Source organism: Streptomyces sp. NPDC006476 (genome assembly GCF_040612015.1).
GTDB lineage: Bacteria > Actinomycetota > Actinomycetes > Streptomycetales > Streptomycetaceae > Streptomyces > Streptomyces griseorubiginosus_B.
In genome coordinates, this window is the sequence record NZ_JBEXPK010000119.1 from 1 (window position 1) to 16,308 (window position 16,308).

Consider the following 16,308-nt stretch of genomic DNA (forward strand, 5'->3'; position numbering starts at 1 on the left):
TCAGCCACGTGATCATTGTGGCCGTCTGGCGCTTCCCGGCGCAGCAACTGGACGACACACCACGACAGGGCGAACGTTGCCTGATGCGGCACTAGGGATGCGTAGCCTTCCACGCGGCGATCACCGGCTCGATCAGCGCCCACTGCTCGTCACTCACGTCGGTCTTGTAGGGCTTGCGCTCGCTCACGGTGCCCAGCCCAACATGTCCGTGGCCGCCGACCGGCCAGGATACGTCCTACTTCTCCTCCGGCTCCCAGGCGCGGAGCAGGTCGAGCAGCCCTGCGTCCCCGTCCACGCGCAAGGACTCGGCCTGGATGCGGTCGTACAAGTAGAGGACCAACTCACTGGCGGTGCCATGGACGGAGGCGCCGGCTGCCTCCGACTCCTCGCCGGTCGCGGCGGTGGGCGCCAGGATGCGGGCGGAGCGTGCGCCGTCGCCGTCGACCGTGAGGCGCCAGGAGCGGCCCTCGGCGGAGTGGAAGTCGAAGGCCGTGGGCTTGTGCGGCCAGGCACTCGGCGTTCCGCAGACGGTGAACAGGAACTCCTCCACACCGTCGAGTGCCACCTCGACCGGCAGCGGCTGCGCAGCGCCCCCAGCGAGCTGGGCGTCGTACGCGTGCACTGCGGTCTCCTGGACCCGGTGCCGGGCGACACCGCCGGAGGTTTGCGGTGACTGCGACGCGGGCCACCACGTCCAGCAACCGCTCTCCGGGCCTGCCTCGCGCAGGGCGTCCAGCAGGAGCTGCGTCGACGCGGCCAGCCAGGCCAGCAGGGTCTCGCGCTGCCGCGGCACTTCCAGAGCGGCACGCGCAGCGGTGGCCTCGGCCGGGGGAGCGTCGGCAGGCCCCGCGCCGACGATGGCGGCCCAGAAACGGTCTCCCCCACCCAGGTGCTTCACCAGATCGAACAGCGTCCACCCAGGGCAGGTCGGCACCTGTGCATCGAGACTGGGCGCGGCGGCGACCGCGGCACGGAAGGCGGTCGACCGTTCATCGATCAGTCGCAGCAGGTCAGGGAACTCGAGATTCTCTTCCACGCCGGATGTCTATCATCGTGCTCCGGTGATCGGACAGCGATTTTCACAGTCGCCGCCGGCAGGCCATTGCGGACGTCCTCGCCTCCCACCGCTCGGGTGACAAGCCGCGCACTGCGGCGAGGAGGCTGGGGGTGGCGGTACGCCAGGCGTCGCTCCTGTGGGTGCTCCGGCCTCGCCGCGCGGCCGGGCACCTGGGCGACGTGACGTCCACCCGGTGCGCGCGGTCATGCTGCCGCTCGATGTGATGGACGCGGAGGTCACGACGGCGAGGGAGGACCGGTCGGGTCGGGAGTTCAGGTCGCGCCAGGGAGAACCGGCCGGGGTCGAGCTCCCGCCGCCACCGCTGGCCCAGCTCCGCCTCGCGGCAGCAGGACCCGGCCCGCGCCCCCCTGGAGCCGACCGCGACCCGCGACTGCCCGCACTGCCAGCAGCCCAGCCGACCACCAACGTCGCGGTGCTGGCCACCCCGGAAGCCGCCCGGCCCGTCATCGGCCGCATGCCCGGCGTTACCCCCACTGCGGCGAGTGCCATGACCTGATCCGCCGTCAAAAGCCTTCACCGCCTACGGCCTGGACGACACCACCATCGCCGGCTTCCGCCCGTGGGCCCTGGACTGGGCCGACGACCTCGCCGCCCGCCTCCTCGAAGAGGCCGATGATCCAGACACCGATTAGAGCAGTGCGCCGGTCCCCGGTGGCTCCCTGACCGTCGGTTGACCGGGGAGCAAACCCGCTGCCGGGCTCACGCTTCCCAGAGCCCGGCAGCCGTCGTCCCTCGCAGGAACGCGTCAGCCATCGGCCTCGCATGTCGATTTGCCGCCTCGGCGAGGCCTACAGGCGGTACTCGCTGGCCCAGGTCTCCGGGCAGCGCACGACAAGGGCCGCGACGTCGTCGTCGAGCTTTCCTCCGCTGTAGTGGAGCAGGGCCGCGTGAAGCCGGTCGAGCAGCTCGCGGGGCGGCATCCGGCCCTGCTGCTGCGTCCAGTCCGGCAGAGGGAAGAAGTGGCCGGTGCGGTCCCGGGCCTCCGTCACCCCGTCGGTGTAGAGGAGCAGCTGGTCGCCGGGGGTGAAGTCGAAGGCGTCCACGCGGTGGTGCTCACCGACGAGCGTCGTCAGGTTGAGCGGCGGCGAGGGGGTGGTGGCTTCCAGTAGCCGGGTTTTCCCCTGGTGGACAAGCAGGGGTGGGGGGTGCCCGCAGCTGAGGATTCTGACCTGGCCGCCGTCCTGGGGGATCTCGGTGATGAGGGCGGTGGCGAAGTGCTCCGGCCGGTCCAGGAGGGGGAACGCGGCACTGTGACGAGCGATGGTGACCTCCAGGCGATGAATGATGCCGCTGAGATCGGGCTCGTCGTATGCGGCCTCCCTGAAGCAGCTGATCAGCGCGGAGGCCGCTCCGACCGCGGACAGGCCCTTGCCCCGCACGTCGCCGATGAGGAGCCGGATCCCGTACGGCGTGTCGGCCGCCTCGTAGAAGTCGCCGCCGATCCGGGCTTCCTCCTGGGCCGCCAGGTACAGGGCCTCGATCTCGATGTTGTTCATGCGGCGCGGCAGGGGGCGTAGCAGCACCTCCTGGGCGGCCTCGGCGACAAGCCGTACGTGGGACAGCGTCCCCTCGCGCTGCAGCCGGACATGGCTGGCGTAGGCGGCCGCCAGGGTGACCGCGATGATGGCTGCCGACGTGTAGGGCGTTCCCAGGTCGGTGTAGACGAAGCCGAGACCGATCATGATCAAGAGGCAGAACAGTCCGAGCAGGAGCGTGGGGAGCACGGGCCACATGGCGGCGGCGAGGGCCGGAGCGGTGGGAAGGAGGCGGCTGAAGGCGATCTGCCGTGGGGTGGAGAACGCCAGAACGGCGATGAGGGCGGTGAGGATCACCGGTGACAGCGTGGCCGCTTCCCACCGGCCGCCGCGGAGAAGATGCCGACGCCACGGCCGCCCAAACCCGATCACAAAATGCATCATAACGATAGGAACCAGGCATCGAGCTCGGATGGACGACGCGGCTCAGTCCTGATGATCAGACACGTGCGGTGGATCCGTCACCATCCGGCCGACGGAAGGCGCGCGCCGGGCCTGGCCCGCCGTAAGTGAGACCTCTCACCCGGCGCGCCGCTCGGGCTGCCCCCCGTCACCGCGCTCCGGTTACTCGTCCCGCCGCGGGTTGACCCTCTCCGGACAGGCGTCGTCAGTCATCCCAGGTCTGCACAGCGGTGTTATCAAGGGTATATGGAGGGATATCTCAGCCGATTGCGGACCTCACGTCCTCCGCCCGACGGTGGCCGGCGTACTCGGCGCCTGTCCGTACTGAGCCCGCGCACCGCGGCGGGGCAGGTGTTCCTCGTTCAGAGCATGATCGTGCTGCTGCTGGTGGTGGTCGCGGTGGCGTGCATCGTGCTGCAGGCGGCGCGCGACGCTGTGCGGCAGGGGCGTCGGGAGTCGGTGGTAGCCGCCCAGTCGTTCGCCAGCGCCCCCGGTGTGAGCCTGGCGCTGCGCAGCCCGGACCCTACCGCCGTGTTGCAACCGCGAGCCGAGCAGGCGCGCAAGCGGGCAGGCATGGATTTCATCGTCGTCGTGAGCACGGACGGAATCCGGTACACGTATCCCTACCCCTCGGAGATCGGCAAGAAGTTCGTCGGCACCATCGAGCCGGCACTCGAAGGCCGTACCGTCGTCGAACAGGCGGGCGGTCCGCCTCTGCCGACGGGCAAGGGGACGGCCATCCAGGCGGTCGTCCCGGTGACCGATGCGCGCGGCCGGATCGTCGGCCTGGTTTCTGCGGGGATCACCGTCACGAACGTGGCGCGACTGTGGATGCCGCAGCTGCCGATCGTCCTGGGCGTCGGCGCGATCATGCTGGTGCTGGCCGCGGCAGGGACGACCGCAGTGTCCCGGCGACTGCTGCGGCAGACACATGGCCTGGCCCCGACGGAGCTGGCGCGGCTGTACGAGCACCACCAAGCCGTGCTGCACGCGGTACGGGAGGGGGTTCTGATCACCGGCGAGGACCGACAGCTGCTGCTGGCCAACGAAGAGGCGAAGCGGCTACTGGGTCTGCCGGCCGACACACAAGGGCGGCACGTGCAGGAACTGGGGCTTCCCGAGCAGATGGCCCGCGTGCTCGCATCCCCGGAGAAGGTCACCGACGAGGTGTACCTCGCCAACGACCGGTTGCTGGCGGTGAACAAGCGGCCCACGTTCCCGGAGGCCGACGACGCGGGCAGTGTGGTGACGTTGCGGGACACCACGGAGCTGGCGGTGGTGTCGGGACGGGCCGAGGTGGCGCTGGGGCAGCTGAAGCTGCTGTACGAGGCGGGGATGCGGATCGGGACGACGCTGGATGTGGAGCGGACGGCCCAGGAGCTGGCCGACGTGGCGGTGCCCCGGTTCGCCGACGTCGTCGCGGTGGATCTGCTGGATTCGGTGGTGCGCGGCTCCGAGCCGACGACGAAGGGCTGGCGCCACCTGCTGCGGTCCGCGATCAGCGGAGATCAGCGGATGCTGCCGGTGTACCGGCTGGGTGAGGTGATCACATTCTCGCCCGAGACTCCGCAGATGCTGGCGCTCGAACAGAGCCGGGGCATCCTGGAGGCGGACCTGCGGCAGGCCCACGGCTGGCAGGAACAGGATCCGGAACGCGCTCGAAGGGCGCTGGAACTCGGATTGCACTCCCTGGTGACCATGCCTCTGCGGGCGCGCGGGGTGCCCCTTGGCCTCGCGCACTTCTACCGGACGGAGGGCTCGCCCGCGTTCGAGCCGGAGGACGTGGCCTTCGCGGAAGAGCTCGGCGCGCGGGCGGCGGTGGCCATCGACAACGCCCGGAGGTTCACCCGCGAGCACGCGATGACGGTGACGCTGCAGCGCAGTCTGCTGCCGCGGGGCCAGCCGGAGCAGGACGCCCTGGAAGTGGCCTGGCGGTACCTGCCTTCGGAGGCGGGAGTGGGCGGGGACTGGTTCGACGTCATTCCGCTGCCGGGCGGACGGGTCGCGCTGGTGATAGGCGATGTCGTCGGCCACGGGCTACACGCCTCGGCGACGATGGGCCGGCTGCGCGTCGCCGTGCACAACTTCGCCACGCTGGACCTCCCCGTCGACGAGGTCCTCGGGAAGCTGGACGATCTGGTCGCCCGCCTGGACGACGAGGACGACTCCAGCGCTGCCCCCGACGACCAGGAGGGGACGGGGTTGACCGGAGCGACGTGCCTGTATGCCATCTACGACCCGGTGACAGGGATCTGCACAATGGCCCGTGCGGGGCATCCCGGCCCCGTGCTGGTGAACCCGGACGGGACGGTCGTCTGCCCCGAGGTGCCGGCCTCTCCCCCGTTCGGCCTCGGAGGCTACCCCTTCGAAGCCGCCGACGTGCACCTGGCGGAGGGCTCCCAGCTGATCCTGTACACCGACGGGCTGGTCAAGAACACTGCCCGTGACATCGACGCCGGTCTCGAAGAGCTGCGCCGGGCGCTAGGCGGAGCCGGGGCCGGGGAACGCACTCCGGAGGAGACCTGCCGAGCCGTGATCGGGGCGTTGAAGCCGACCCGACTCTCGGACGACATCGCACTGCTGGCGGCGCGGACCCGGCGGATCCCGTCCTCTTCGGTGGCCGAGTGGGATGTTCCCCCGGACACGGCGGTGGTGCCCTCGGTGCGGGCCCAGTGCAGGACGGTTCTGAGCGGCTGGGGGCTGGACGAGACCGCGTTCACCACGGAGCTGATCCTCAGCGAACTGGTCACGAACGCGATCCGCTACGGATCACCACCTGTGAAGGTGCGCCTGCTACGCGGACGCAGTCTGATCTGTGAGGTGTCGGACGGCTCCAGCACCTCTCCTCGACTGCGTCGGGCGGCCACCACGGACGAGGGCGGGCGTGGCCTGTTCCTCGTGGCGCAGTTCGCACAGCGGTGGGGGACGCGGTACACGTCCCGCGGCAAGGTCATCTGGGCGGAGCAGATCCTGCACGACGGCGCGTCCAATCCCGCGGACGATACGTCGGTCGACGTGCTCCTCGAACAGTTCGGGGATCCCCTGATGTGAGGAGTAGGTGACGGTGACGGTGCTGGTGCCCGTGAACGGCTTCTGCGCCACGCGATCTCCGTCGATGACGGGTACACGCTCTCCTTCGCGACGCGCGGATGGCTGTTGTGGCAGGCTGCGCAACTCACGGAAGCGGAACAGGACTTCGACCGGGCACTATTGGACGAACAGCTGTCGCCGTGGCGACGACTGCACTCGGCGACCTCAAGAAAAGTCCTCGGTGATACGGTCCATCAGCCATCCGGGGACCAGGAGGCGGGCATCCAGTCGCCGAACCTGTTGCCAGGACCCCGGTCTGACAATCCAACCAAGTTGCCATAAGTACCCAAGGTGATAGGCACTTCCGGCGCTACTTACCGTGAGGCCGTGACGACGCCTTCCGACGACGATGCCGGGCCCGAGCCGGTGCCCGTGCGAACGTGCTGCCCGCCGATGCGGTTCTGGGGCACGAGCAGCAGGAGGTCGTCGCGTGGCTGTGGAGGCGGCGGAGTACCGGGGGTGTCCCCCGACCACGTACGGCGAAGGCGTCGACTACGGCAGGTTGTCACCGAGAAGCTGGGCGGTCACCGCAGGCGGTGATTCGTACGCCGTCAGACAGTCACGGGAACGATTCGAACTGCTGCTCAAGCAGGGCGAGTGTCTCTGGCCGGGTCAGGCCGTGCGCGCGGGAGAGGCGGACGATATGCCGGCAGGCTTCGATCAGGAGGGCCTGAGAAGCGGGGGCATCGGCGGTGACGACAGCGCCGCGGCCTGGGCGTAGTTCGATGAGGTGTTCGGCGTTGAGTTGCTGGTAGGCCCGCAGCACGGTGTGCATGTTGACGTCGAGAGTGGCGGCAAGGGTACGGGCGCCGGGAAGTCGTTCGCGTTTGCGGATGGTGCCATCGGCCAGTCCTCGGCGCACGCAGGCTGCGATCTGCTCGGCCCGGGAGGTGCGTGAGGCGTGGTCGATGGTGATGAGCATGTCAGTGGCCCGCACCGGGTCCGGGGAGGTAGTGGTTGACCAGGTCCGCTGCCCTCTTGGCGTCGTCGACAGTGATGACGAAGTGTGTTCCCCGGAGCAGTTCCAGCCATAGGGCGTCGCCTTCGCGCAGGGAGACCGCGCGTAGGCCTGGTTTCCACCGGTAGCCCCAGCCGCCGATCTCCATCGGCCGGGTCCAGCGTGCTGAGGCGTGGGCGATCCGCTCGAGGGCAATGGTGCGGCGCAGGAGTGGGACGAGTGCTGAGGCGACCGTGACGCCGCGGCTGGAGACCGTCACCTTGATGCCGCCTGTGACGAGGAACGCGGCCGCCGCCAGCAGGAGGACGAGGCTGACGGTGCGGTAGGACGCATCGATGGCCGCGATCACGGTAAGCGCGATCGCCAGGACCACGCCGGCGGCGATCATCCAGCTGCTGAACTGCGTGCGGTACCAGACGGTCCGTTCGCTGTGCTCGTGCGGATGGCTCACCGGTTCCTCCGGGACAGGAGGCGGACGGCGAGCACGATGGCGGCGCCGAGGGCGAGTGCGATGACGAACTGGTAGACCGGCACGGTGACGTTGCGGCCGTCCGGGGAGTGGGTGGCCTCCGTGAGCAGGGCGCACATCAGGTAGGCGGTGGCGGCGGCGAGCGCCCAGGCCACGGCGGTGAGGGTGCGCACGGCGCCTGGGGTGGCCTCGTCCTCGTCGTCGGGCCACGCCTTGAACAGGAACAGAACGGCCTCGACGAGGAAGACCACCAGGTAGGAGGCCACTGCCGAGCCGGTGGAGCTGTAGCCGTCGGGACCGCCCGCCCGACGTGGGTCGCCATGCGTTCCGGCATCCTGTCGCGTAACAGCAGGTAGATCACGAGCACGGCCGCCGCCCCGGCCACGAACGGCGCGACGACCACGGCGGCCCAGCGCCCCAGACTCGTCGGCCGGCGTTCCTCTGTCGGTCGCACAATCCCTCCCTTCCCACGTCAGACCAAGTGTTCGCCTAAAACTCGAACAAGCCGTCTGAGACCCGCGCCAGGCATGATCAAGCCGCTCCCATCGGAACCGAATCCTCCGCAAAAGCGGTAAGTGCTGCTCCAACGCGACCCGAACGGCCTCGACTTGGGCATCATCCAGCGTGGGCGGCCGCCCGGTGGCCGGACGCCGCCGCAGTGCCTGAGCACCGCCCTCCTCCGATAACCGTTTCCACCGGCGCACGCTCTCGGCATGCATCCCCACCATCCGCGCAACCTCGGACGTGGCACGTCCCTGCTCGAACAACTCGACGGCCCGCATGCGACGGGCCTCGGCCAACTGGGGCCGCGTCAAGGTGCGGAACGGACACATCGGAAACCACGGCCTGCGACTCGGAAGACACACCAACCGCCTCACACCGCTGAACCTCCTGCACCCACAGAACTAACGTCACCAGCAGTTACAACCGCCGGAGTGACCCTGGGAAAACGGCGAAACTCGAGCGATCTTCGAGGCGTTCGTTGTTCAGCAGTTTTGACGGCAGTCGAGAGTGAGGGAGTCCCCCGTCCCGCGGTTCGTCTGGTGCTCAGTATGTTCGAAACATGACGATCACGTATGTGTGGCGAGGCGACATCGACAACGCAGCTCTCAACGGGTTGCATGCCGAAGGGTTCGAGTATCCGGTCGGACACACAGACTGGCGGGCAAGACTTCAGCGTCACAGCCTCGGCTGGGTCTGCGCTTGGGAAGATGATCGTTTAGTCGGCTTCGTCAACGTCGCCTGGGACGGCGGAGTCCATGCCTTCATCCTGGATACGGTCGTAGCTCAGCGCATTCGTTCGAACGGAGTGGGAGCCGCGCTGGTCAAGGAGGCTGCTGAGGGTTGCCGTGCCGCAGGGTGTGAGTGGCTGCATGTCGACTTCGAGGAGCACTTGCGATCGTTCTACTTCGATGCCTGCGGCTTCAAGGAGACGGCCGCAGGACTGATCGCCCTGTGACCTTGCTGTGTCCGGGCACGTCTTTCACCATCCTGTCTTTCTCGCCCCGCCAGGTGACACAAGGGATGCTGGTGATGTCTTCGCGGTCGCCCCGAAGACGTCCTCACGCGACCTGACAGTCGGGGCACACGCCCCAGAACGTCACTGCGGCCTCCTGGACGGCGTACTCATTCGGCAACCGAGGCTCCATGCAGGGAGCCGCGCCCACCGCGCACTCCACGTCACGGATGGCGCCGCAGTCGCGGCACACAAAGTGGTGGTGATTGTCGTGGTTCTCGGCCTCGTAGCGGGCCGGGTGTCCGGCGATCTGAGTGCACCGGACCAGGCCGGCGTCGGTCAGCGCGCGCAGGACGTTGTAGGTGGCCTGCAGGGACAGGCCGCCGGTGACCCGCTGAGCGCGCTTACGCAGGGTGTCGGCATCGAGATGGCCTGACGAATCGGAGACGGCCATCAGCACGGCCATACGCGGAGCAGTCACCCGCATGCCCGCCTTGCGCAGCCGCGCCGCGGCCAGCTCCATGGGTTCCTTTGCGGCAGCCGATGTCATTCCGTCTCGTACTCCCTGTCGCCCTCAGGGACCACCTCGTCACTGTCCATGACGGTGTCCGTGGAGAGCTCGAACCACACGGTCTTGCCGACCGGCCCGTACTCAAAGCCCCACCGTGCTGCCAGGGCGCCCACCAAGGCGAGTCCGCGGCCGTGCTCGTCCTCCCAGCTGACGTCGGACCGGCGCGGAGGCTCACAAGAGCCGTCGCTGACCAGACAGCGCACAGAGGGCACCCGCTCCAGGGTCAGGCGCAGCGGACCGCAAGCATGCCGCACCGCGTTGCATACGAGTTCGCTGACCAGCAGCTCGGCGGTCGGGACGAGGTCACACAGATCCCATTGGGGCAGCACCTCGCGTATGGCGGCCCTCGCCAAGGCGCACGCGGTCGGCGACCAGGGCAGCGCCCACGGCCCGCCGACAAACGGCTCCACACAGTCCGTAGCCAGAGGCACCCCCGGCGCAACGGGCCGCAAGGAGCGCTGAGGACCCGGGGCAGCCGCACCGGCAACCGTTCCCCACGGGGAGGTCTCTCGAGGAACTGCCCTGTCCATCGCTCCCCCTTCGGGGTGGTACCAAAATTTCCCCCTTGACGCTACGCCTCTTCTGGAGTCAGTCAAGAAGATGGAAAGGGCCATTTTTCATGACCCACCCAAATCACCGGGCGCTCCATCCGCCCGCAGGGAGCCGATCGAGATGTGAGGTGCAAGTCCTGGGGCGGGAGAAGGGTGAGATGCGGATCGGCGAACTCGCGGCACGCAGTGGAGTTAGTGTTCGTTCACTGCGCTATTACGAAAAGCAGGGACTGCTCGTCAGCACCCGTAGTAGCAGTGGTCAGCGGCCTTCCACGCCGGACGACATCGAACGGGTCGACTTCATCCAGCGCCTTTACACGGCCGGGCTGTCCAGCCGCACCATCTTGGAGCTGATGCCGTGCCGCGACGGGCCCAGCGACGAGAACTCCGACTCCGCGCTGGAACGCATGGCCCAGGAGCGCGACCGGCTCTCCGCCCACATCGAGGAGCTACTGCACACCCGCGACGCGCTCGACGGCCTGATGGCCGCGGCCCGGGCCGACCGCGACGGCCGCCGAACCGCCGCATGAAAGCCCGGACGGTCCCGCCGGCTGGTACTCGCCGGCGGGATACGTGGCGGCGGCCGCAAGGGCGCTGAGCGCAGCGGTGCCGATGCACGAGCGCCATACTGCCCATTTCGGTCGGCCTAGGACGGCGGCGAGCCGCTGGTGGCAAAAAGCGGGCGGACGTACTCCAACTCGCCGACTGACGGCAGTTGTTCGGTGCTCGTACAGTGGCGTCCCGCCGCACGAGAACACCAAGAGTCTCGAGAAGATGTTCAGGTGAGAAACTCGGTAGTGACCTTCTGTGGTGGCAGGTGTTCCTCAGGAGATCCGATCCCGAGCACATCTTCAGGTTCGGAAAGCAGATTCTCGGCTGGACCACCCCGAAGGTCTGTACTCCCGAGGCCGCGGACCGGTGAACCTGATGCGTGGTCGTCGCCCACACCCAGCTCCGCCTCGCCCGGCCGCGGGCCGCCGACCTCCGTCGGCCCTGGGAGAAGCCGGCCAAGCCCGAACGCCTCACCCCGGCCCGGGTCCGCCGAGGGTTCAGGAACATCCGAGCCCACCTGCTCTGCCCGGCCCGTGTTCCCCAACCTCGCCGTGCTGGTCCCGGACGACCGCCCGGCACCAAAAACCGCCATCCACGCCTGCGAGGCCACCGAGGTCAGCTTGATCCCAGCATCCTGCATCACCTTCTCCAGGCGCTGGATCACCCGGATCCGCTCCTGGGTGACCGCGCTGCGCGAGCGGGTCAGGTCCCGCAGGTCCCGCATCCCCGGCGGCGGCACGAACGAGGGCCGCACCAGTCCGTGTTCCAGCAATTGAGCGATCCACGCCGAGTCGGCCACGTCGGTCTTACGGCCCGGCACGTTGTGCATGTGATGCGTTGAGCAGCCAGCATGCACGCAAGGCGGTCCTCCAGCGCGGCAAACACAGGCTTCCAGTAGATCCCGGTTGCCTCCATGCCCGCCAGCTCGATGTTCTCGGCGACCAGCCAGTCCCCCCCGGTCTCATGATGGCGGCTGCCCCGGCGCTTGCCGGGAACCCGGATCGTGGCGACCGCGGTGTCGCGGTGCACGTCCAAGCCGGCGACCCGGTCCACGATAACGTCCATCCTCGCCTCCCCCACGATCGACCGCGGGCGGTGCCGCCCGAAGGGGCCTACCAGTCGAAGAGTCTGAGATTCGCGCTCGTGGCAGCAGTCAACGGTCCCTCAGGCCCCAGCGTCATACCTTTTACGCGGACTCGAAGTACCACACGGCACCGACGTCAACCGGGCGTCACCATCCGCAGGATGACCCTGGCGAGCCGATGGCGAACAGTAGCGCTGGACCGGCGTCCCCCAGAGACGATCCCGCCCCGATTCCCCTCCCGCCACGGTGGCGCCGCGCAGCGGCGGCATGACTACTTTTTTCAGGATCTCGATCGTCTCCTGCTGCTCGCGGTTCTGTTTGCGCAGCCGCTTGAGCTCCTCGCGCCCGGCACTGCTCAACTCGCCGGACCCGCCCTCGACCCGGTCCGCCTTCGCCTGGCGGTACCAAACGCGCAGGGACTCGGAGCTGATGCCGAGTTCCCTGGCGACGGCGGTGACCGTCTTGCCCGAGGAGTCGACGAGCGCGATCGCGTCCCGCTCGAACTCCTCGGTGTACCGCTTCGTATACTTGCTTCCCACCTGGTGCTACCGGGTCTAATCGCTGTGCACCGGGTGTGCGCGCCAGCCGAACGTCTTGCAGTCCGTCTACGCGCAAAAACGGGCGGTCGCGAGGGCTCATCAGGAGGCGAGCACGCGCTGGTGCAACTCGGTGACGACCTTGCGGGCAGAGGAGATCGCTCCATGCTGCCAGGCGTCCAGATAGCTGAGGTAGTCACCGGCGAAGTACACGTGCCCCTGGGCCGTGTTGAGCGGCGCGTACGCCGGTGCGTCGGGGCCACCTGGCATGGAGTGCCAAGCGCCTTCGAGGTAGGGGACGAGCTTCCACTGGTGGGAGTATGAGGCGGCGAGTTCGCTGCGGTACTTGGCACCGTGGATCTTTACGCCCTGGTCGAGGGCGCGTTCCAGGCGCTGGGCCGGGGTGAGCGCCGAGTAGACCTCGGAGTGGGCGCCCGTGTTGTAGTAGCCGATGATCAGGCCGCGTTCGCCCAGGTGTCCGTAGGACGGGTACCAGATGTGATCGAGGTCCAGGTCGGTCTCGGTGATGCCGCCGAAGATCCTGAAATCCCTCTCCCACCAGCGGCTCTTGTACTCGAGGCCGATCTTGGAGGCGTAGGAAGGCTTCACCGCCCGCAGGGAGGTCTGCACCGCGGTGCCGAGGTTGTGCGAGGTCTTGGCCAGGATGTGCGGGGCGAGGGTGGCGATGCAGTAGTCGGCGGTGATGGTGCGGGTGCGGCCCTTCTGGGTGTAAGTGATCTGCACGCCGTCGGAGGTGTTCTTGATGTCGGTGACGGCTGCGCCGGTGCGGATCCTCTCCTCGCCTATGGCGCGGGCGAACGCCATCGGTATCCGGTCCATACCGCCGACGGGCTGGAACATCAGCATCGCCTGGTCGTAGCCGAACTCGAAGGAGAAGTAGCGGCCTACGTTGGAGGCGAACACCTCGGAGAGGGAGGGTACGTCACCGAGTTCCTCGCCCGGGGTGCCGGCGGCGCCCGGGGCGACGCTGAAGCCACGGTGTTCGGTCCCGGTGTACGTGTAGTCAGAACCGAGCGAGCCGTAGCTCTTGAGGAAAGTCAGCAGCCGTTCCTTGTCGTCCGCCGTCAACTCGGCGTCCAGGACTCCGGAGTTCGTGGCTTTGGACAGCAACTCGGATACATAGCCGTAGACGTCGGCCTTGGCGGTGCGGTACTGAACCGGCGCCTTCATGCCGGTGGTCTCGTTGTAGATGAGCGCGCTGGCATTGGTGTTCGTGAAGACCTCGACGGGCACGCCGAGTTCGCGGCAGTAGTCGAGCGTCACCATCCATTGGGCGATGCGTGCGGGGCCGGCGTTCATGTACTGGCCCTTGCCGAATCCCGCGGTCTGGCTGACACCGTTGATGTCGGTCAGCCTGTCGCCGCCGCGAACGGTGAGGTTGCGGCCTCCGACGCGATCGCGTGCTTCGAGGACCGTACAGTCATAGCCGGCCTTGCCGAGTTCGTAGGCGGAGGTGAGACCGGCGATGCCGCCGCCGATGACGACGACCTTGGCGGGCCTGCCCTTGCGACCCTGGAGGGTGAAATCGCTGGGCCTAGGGGCGCGGAACGGTGCTTCCTTCTCTGCTGCGTAGGCGGCGGTAGGGGCGAGGCCGAGCGCCCCCATCGTGGCGAACATGGCGCCGGCGCCACCCGCCACACCCACACTGCGAAGGAACGCGCGGCGGCTTGTTCCCGTTCCGACCTGAAACTCTGCCATGAGGGGCTCCCCTTCCGATCTTGAAGGCCGGGGGAAGCGTGCCAAGGGGCGGTTACGGCACGCCGTGCATTCGTGTATCCCGCACGTTTCTGCGGGAGCCGACCGAAGGGACGCCGGGCTGGCCCGGACGCACCCGCCGCGGATGGTCCGCTCGACTCCGGCAAGGTTCTTCTTCCTACGCCATCCAGGAACTGCTGACCGCGCGCTCTGTGGTCGCACAGGCGGACCGTACAGTCCGGCGAGTCCGGCGAGTTGGGCAAGGCCGCCGAGGCCGGCATGCGACTGCTCGACTTCCTGTACCTGCGCCAGGTACCCGGCGTGTACTCAGCCACCGGCCTTCCGGACAGCGGAACGGCGAGATAGAGCTTCAGCCGAACGATCGTCCATGCAGGGGGAAGGTGTGAGGCCCCACAACACGGTCTCCTTCGCTATCGAAGCCGACCTGAAGCAGTTCCACGGCGAGGGTGATTACGTACACCTGCTCGTGCACTACCCGCCGAAGGTCCAGCTCTCCAAGCTGGTCAACTCCCTCAAGGGCGTATCCGCCCGCCTGCTGCGCAAGGAGTACGACGCGCAGGTGCGGCGGTACGGCGAATTCCATGGGCCGTTGCAACACCGTGGTGAGTTGATCAAGCCGCGAGCAGTTTAGACAAACGCTCGGCTGGGGTTTCCCAGCCGAGCGTCTTGCGTGGGCGGCCGTTGAGTTCGGTGGCGACCGCGTCCAGGTCCTTGCGGATGTGCCGGGTGAGGTCGGTGCGCTGCTGCCGCGTCCGGGGGCCCGGCCGCCTGCCGCTTCCTCAGCGGCGCCCCAGTACCTCGGCGATGCGGATGAACCCGTCCGTGCCGTGGCCCAGGCCGATGACGCGGCGGGCCATGCCCTCTGCCGCGCGCATGACGCCCGCGTCGATGCCATGCCCTTCAGAGGTCTGCACGATGTGGGCCATGGACGAGGCTGCCGAGGTGATCGGGTTGCCCTCGCCGGAGAAGTCGCCGCTGTCCACACCCTCCGCCGCCTGCTCGAAGAGTGGCGGGATGATCGCGCCTATGCCCTTGGCTAACGGGGCCAGCTCCTGCGCGGTGACACCCTCAGCCTTGGCCACCGCCAGGGCGTGTGCATAGCCCGCCATGGCAGTCCAGAAGATATCCAGCAGCGCGATGTCGTAGGCGGCCGCCCGGCCGATCTCCTCGCCAAGACGGGTGTGGGTGCCGCCCAGCGCCTCAAGGATAGGTAGATGCTTGCGGTAGAGCTCCTCGGGACCGCTGTGGATGAAGACCGCGGCAGGCGTTCCGATGGTCTTGGTCGGTGTCATGATGGCGCCGTCCAGGTATTGGATGCCGTGCCCGGCCGCCCAGGCCGCCGTGTCGCGGGCCCGGGCCGGGGTTGTCGGCGGTCAGGTTCACCACCGTGCGGCCCTTGAGCGCGTCGGTAACCGCCTCGCGCCGCAGAATGGCGTCCACAGCGTCGTAGTTCACCACGCAGGCCACGGTCAGCCCGCTCGCGGCGACCGCCTCTTCTGCGGATCGGGTTCCGACTGCGCCTCGCTCGACCAGATCGCGGTTCCTGCCCGGTGTCCGGTTCCAGACCGTCGTCCGCAGGCCAGCATCCAGGAACGCTCCGGCCAAAGCTCGGCCCATCGGCCCGAGACCCAGCACGGTGACGGCAGACTGTTGGGGGTGTGAAGACATGTTTGTTCAGCCTCTGTAGAAGTATCGGAAGAGAGTGATGAAAGGGGCTCACGTGACGCGAAGCCGCGCCAGGGACACAAACGTCTGCGGAGTGACGGCCGCGATTGCCGTGATCGACGGCAAGTGGAAGACCGTTCTGCTGTGGCTGCTGGAATCCGGTCCGTGGCGCCCCGGGGAGCTGCGGCGTCGGCTGCCGGGCCTCAGCGAGAAGGTACTGACTCAGGCGCTCCGCGAGATGGAGGCTGACGGACTGGTGCACCGGGTGGTGCATGACGAGCTACCGCTGAAAACGGTGTACTCCCTCACCCCGTTCGGCCGCGAGCTCTTGGAGGCCCTGGGGCCCGTCTCGGATTGGGGCCACCGCCGCCTGGAGAAGCTCGCCCAGGCACAGTCGGCCTCCTAACGCATGGTCACTCCCGCCTCACTCAGATACGGCGCCCCTCACGACGCCGTGTGACCAGGTTCCGCTCTGCCTCCCTGCACCGACAAGTACCCACAAAAAAGTGGGTACTGAGGGCGGTGGTCTCTTAGACGTCATCTCATTTGGCGTGTTCGATACCCTGTTGACGTGGGAATCGTTGAGCGGCTGGTGCCGGACGAGTTGTGGGAACTGTTCCAGCG

General features: G+C 68.1%; 14 protein-coding genes and 5 pseudogenes. 7 read left to right on the plus strand and 12 right to left on the minus strand.

All coding sequences use genetic code 11. The annotated features are described in order from the left end of the window. Window positions 1-235: 235 nt before the first annotated feature. A complete protein-coding gene (locus ABZZ74_RS49230; protein WP_356950661.1) occupies window positions 236-1,036 on the minus strand; it encodes a maleylpyruvate isomerase family mycothiol-dependent enzyme in 801 nt (266 codons plus the stop codon). Window positions 1,037-1,262: 226 nt separating this feature from the next. Between ABZZ74_RS49230 and ABZZ74_RS49235 the strand changes: the two genes are divergently transcribed. Further along, window positions 1,263-1,574: a hypothetical protein gene (locus tag ABZZ74_RS49235; protein ID WP_356950662.1), complete on the plus strand. Its 312-nt coding sequence runs from the start codon at window positions 1,263-1,265 to the stop codon at window positions 1,572-1,574. A 292-nt stretch (window positions 1,575-1,866) separates the two neighbouring features. On the opposite strand, the gene ABZZ74_RS49240 is transcribed toward ABZZ74_RS49235, so the two are convergent. After that, window positions 1,867-2,910 carry a PP2C family protein-serine/threonine phosphatase gene (locus ABZZ74_RS49240; protein ID WP_356950663.1) on the minus strand — a complete coding sequence of 348 codons (1,044 nt, stop codon included), beginning with the start codon at window positions 2,908-2,910 and terminating at the stop codon, window positions 1,867-1,869. A 474-nt stretch (window positions 2,911-3,384) separates the two neighbouring features. Between ABZZ74_RS49240 and ABZZ74_RS49245 the strand changes: the two genes are divergently transcribed. Beyond that, window positions 3,385-6,066: a SpoIIE family protein phosphatase gene (locus ABZZ74_RS49245; protein ID WP_356950664.1), complete on the plus strand. Its 2,682-nt coding sequence runs from the start codon at window positions 3,385-3,387 to the stop codon at window positions 6,064-6,066. Between the two features lie 598 nt (window positions 6,067-6,664). Here the strand turns inward: ABZZ74_RS49245 and ABZZ74_RS49250 are convergent. The 4 genes and pseudogenes from ABZZ74_RS49250 to ABZZ74_RS49265 all read right to left on the minus strand — a co-directional run. Beyond that, window positions 6,665-7,027, minus strand: coding sequence for a GntR family transcriptional regulator (locus tag ABZZ74_RS49250; protein ID WP_356950665.1), 363 nt, complete (start codon window positions 7,025-7,027; stop codon window positions 6,665-6,667). A gap of 1 nt (window position 7,028) precedes the next feature. After that, window positions 7,029-7,514, minus strand: a complete 486-nt coding sequence (locus tag ABZZ74_RS49255) for a hypothetical protein (RefSeq protein ID WP_356950666.1) — start codon at window positions 7,512-7,514, stop codon at window positions 7,029-7,031. Then, on the minus strand, window positions 7,511-7,798 hold the full coding sequence (locus ABZZ74_RS49260) for a hypothetical protein (RefSeq protein ID WP_356950674.1): 288 nt from the start codon (window positions 7,796-7,798) through the stop codon (window positions 7,511-7,513). The genes ABZZ74_RS49255 and ABZZ74_RS49260 overlap by 4 nt, the downstream gene beginning before the upstream one ends. Window positions 7,799-8,200: 402 nt before the next feature. Next, window positions 8,201-8,365 (minus strand): annotated as a pseudogene (locus ABZZ74_RS49265) (helix-turn-helix domain-containing protein); the annotation flags it as partial. A gap of 230 nt (window positions 8,366-8,595) precedes the next feature. On the opposite strand from ABZZ74_RS49265, the gene ABZZ74_RS49270 reads away from it, so the two are divergent. After that, window positions 8,596-8,991 (plus strand): GNAT family N-acetyltransferase, encoded by a 396-nt coding sequence (locus ABZZ74_RS49270; RefSeq protein WP_356950667.1) that lies wholly within the window; start codon window positions 8,596-8,598, stop codon window positions 8,989-8,991. Window positions 8,992-9,094: 103 nt separating this feature from the next. Here the strand turns inward: ABZZ74_RS49270 and ABZZ74_RS49275 are convergent, their stop codons facing one another. Both ABZZ74_RS49275 and ABZZ74_RS49280 read right to left on the minus strand, forming a co-directional pair. Further along, the gene (locus tag ABZZ74_RS49275) at window positions 9,095-9,511 is read right to left on the minus strand and encodes a Fur family transcriptional regulator (RefSeq protein ID WP_356950668.1); all 417 of its coding nucleotides are present in this window, start codon (window positions 9,509-9,511) and stop codon (window positions 9,095-9,097) included. Window positions 9,512-9,534: 23 nt separating this feature from the next. Beyond that, window positions 9,535-9,969 carry an ATP-binding protein gene (locus ABZZ74_RS49280; protein WP_356950669.1) on the minus strand — a complete coding sequence of 145 codons (435 nt, stop codon included), beginning with the start codon at window positions 9,967-9,969 and terminating at the stop codon, window positions 9,535-9,537. A gap of 299 nt (window positions 9,970-10,268) precedes the next feature. On the opposite strand from ABZZ74_RS49280, the gene ABZZ74_RS49285 reads away from it, so the two are divergent. Both ABZZ74_RS49285 and ABZZ74_RS49290 read left to right on the plus strand, forming a co-directional pair. Continuing rightward, on the plus strand, window positions 10,269-10,640 hold the full coding sequence (locus ABZZ74_RS49285; RefSeq protein ID WP_356950670.1) for a MerR family transcriptional regulator: 372 nt from the start codon (window positions 10,269-10,271) through the stop codon (window positions 10,638-10,640). Window positions 10,641-10,918: 278 nt separating this feature from the next. Beyond that, window positions 10,919-11,251: pseudogene (locus tag ABZZ74_RS49290) on the plus strand (transposase); the annotation flags it as partial. 54 nt (window positions 11,252-11,305) lie between these two features. Here the strand turns inward: ABZZ74_RS49290 and ABZZ74_RS49295 are convergent. The 3 genes and pseudogenes from ABZZ74_RS49295 to ABZZ74_RS49305 form a co-directional block, all read right to left on the minus strand. Then, a pseudogene (locus tag ABZZ74_RS49295) lies at window positions 11,306-11,491 on the minus strand (transposase); the annotation flags it as partial. 335 nt (window positions 11,492-11,826) lie between these two features. Beyond that, the gene (locus ABZZ74_RS49300; RefSeq protein WP_356950671.1) at window positions 11,827-12,285 is read right to left on the minus strand and encodes a transposase; all 459 of its coding nucleotides are present in this window, start codon (window positions 12,283-12,285) and stop codon (window positions 11,827-11,829) included. Between the two features lie 99 nt (window positions 12,286-12,384). Continuing rightward, complete coding sequence (locus ABZZ74_RS49305) at window positions 12,385-14,001, minus strand: flavin monoamine oxidase family protein (protein ID WP_356950672.1); 1,617 nt, start codon at window positions 13,999-14,001, stop codon at window positions 12,385-12,387. Window positions 14,002-14,434: 433 nt separating this feature from the next. On the opposite strand from ABZZ74_RS49305, the pseudogene ABZZ74_RS49310 reads away from it, so the two are divergent. Continuing rightward, window positions 14,435-14,587, plus strand: a pseudogene (locus ABZZ74_RS49310) (transposase); the annotation flags it as partial. A 211-nt stretch (window positions 14,588-14,798) separates the two neighbouring features. Here the strand turns inward: ABZZ74_RS49310 and ABZZ74_RS49315 are convergent. Next, window positions 14,799-15,687 (minus strand): annotated as a pseudogene (locus tag ABZZ74_RS49315) (NAD(P)-binding domain-containing protein). Window positions 15,688-15,739: 52 nt separating this feature from the next. Here ABZZ74_RS49315 and ABZZ74_RS49320 point away from each other — a divergent pair. Further along, a complete protein-coding gene (locus ABZZ74_RS49320; protein ID WP_356950673.1) occupies window positions 15,740-16,090 on the plus strand; it encodes a helix-turn-helix domain-containing protein in 351 nt (116 codons plus the stop codon). Window positions 16,091-16,308: the final 218 nt, after the last annotated feature.

Coding starts and splice junctions, on each gene's coding strand:
- ABZZ74_RS49275 (WP_356950668.1), bottom strand. CDS start 9,511: ATGGAGCTGGCCGCGGCGCGGCTGCGCAAGGCGGGCATGCGGGTGACT.
- ABZZ74_RS49250 (WP_356950665.1), bottom strand. CDS start 7,027: ATGCTCATCACCATCGACCACGCCTCACGCACCTCCCGGGCCGAGCAG.
- ABZZ74_RS49235 (WP_356950662.1), top strand. CDS start 1,263: ATGCTGCCGCTCGATGTGATGGACGCGGAGGTCACGACGGCGAGGGAG.
- ABZZ74_RS49270 (WP_356950667.1), top strand. CDS start 8,596: ATGACGATCACGTATGTGTGGCGAGGCGACATCGACAACGCAGCTCTC.
- ABZZ74_RS49305 (WP_356950672.1), bottom strand. CDS start 14,001: ATGGCAGAGTTTCAGGTCGGAACGGGAACAAGCCGCCGCGCGTTCCTT.
- ABZZ74_RS49285 (WP_356950670.1), top strand. CDS start 10,269: ATGCGGATCGGCGAACTCGCGGCACGCAGTGGAGTTAGTGTTCGTTCA.
- ABZZ74_RS49245 (WP_356950664.1), top strand. CDS start 3,385: ATGATCGTGCTGCTGCTGGTGGTGGTCGCGGTGGCGTGCATCGTGCTG.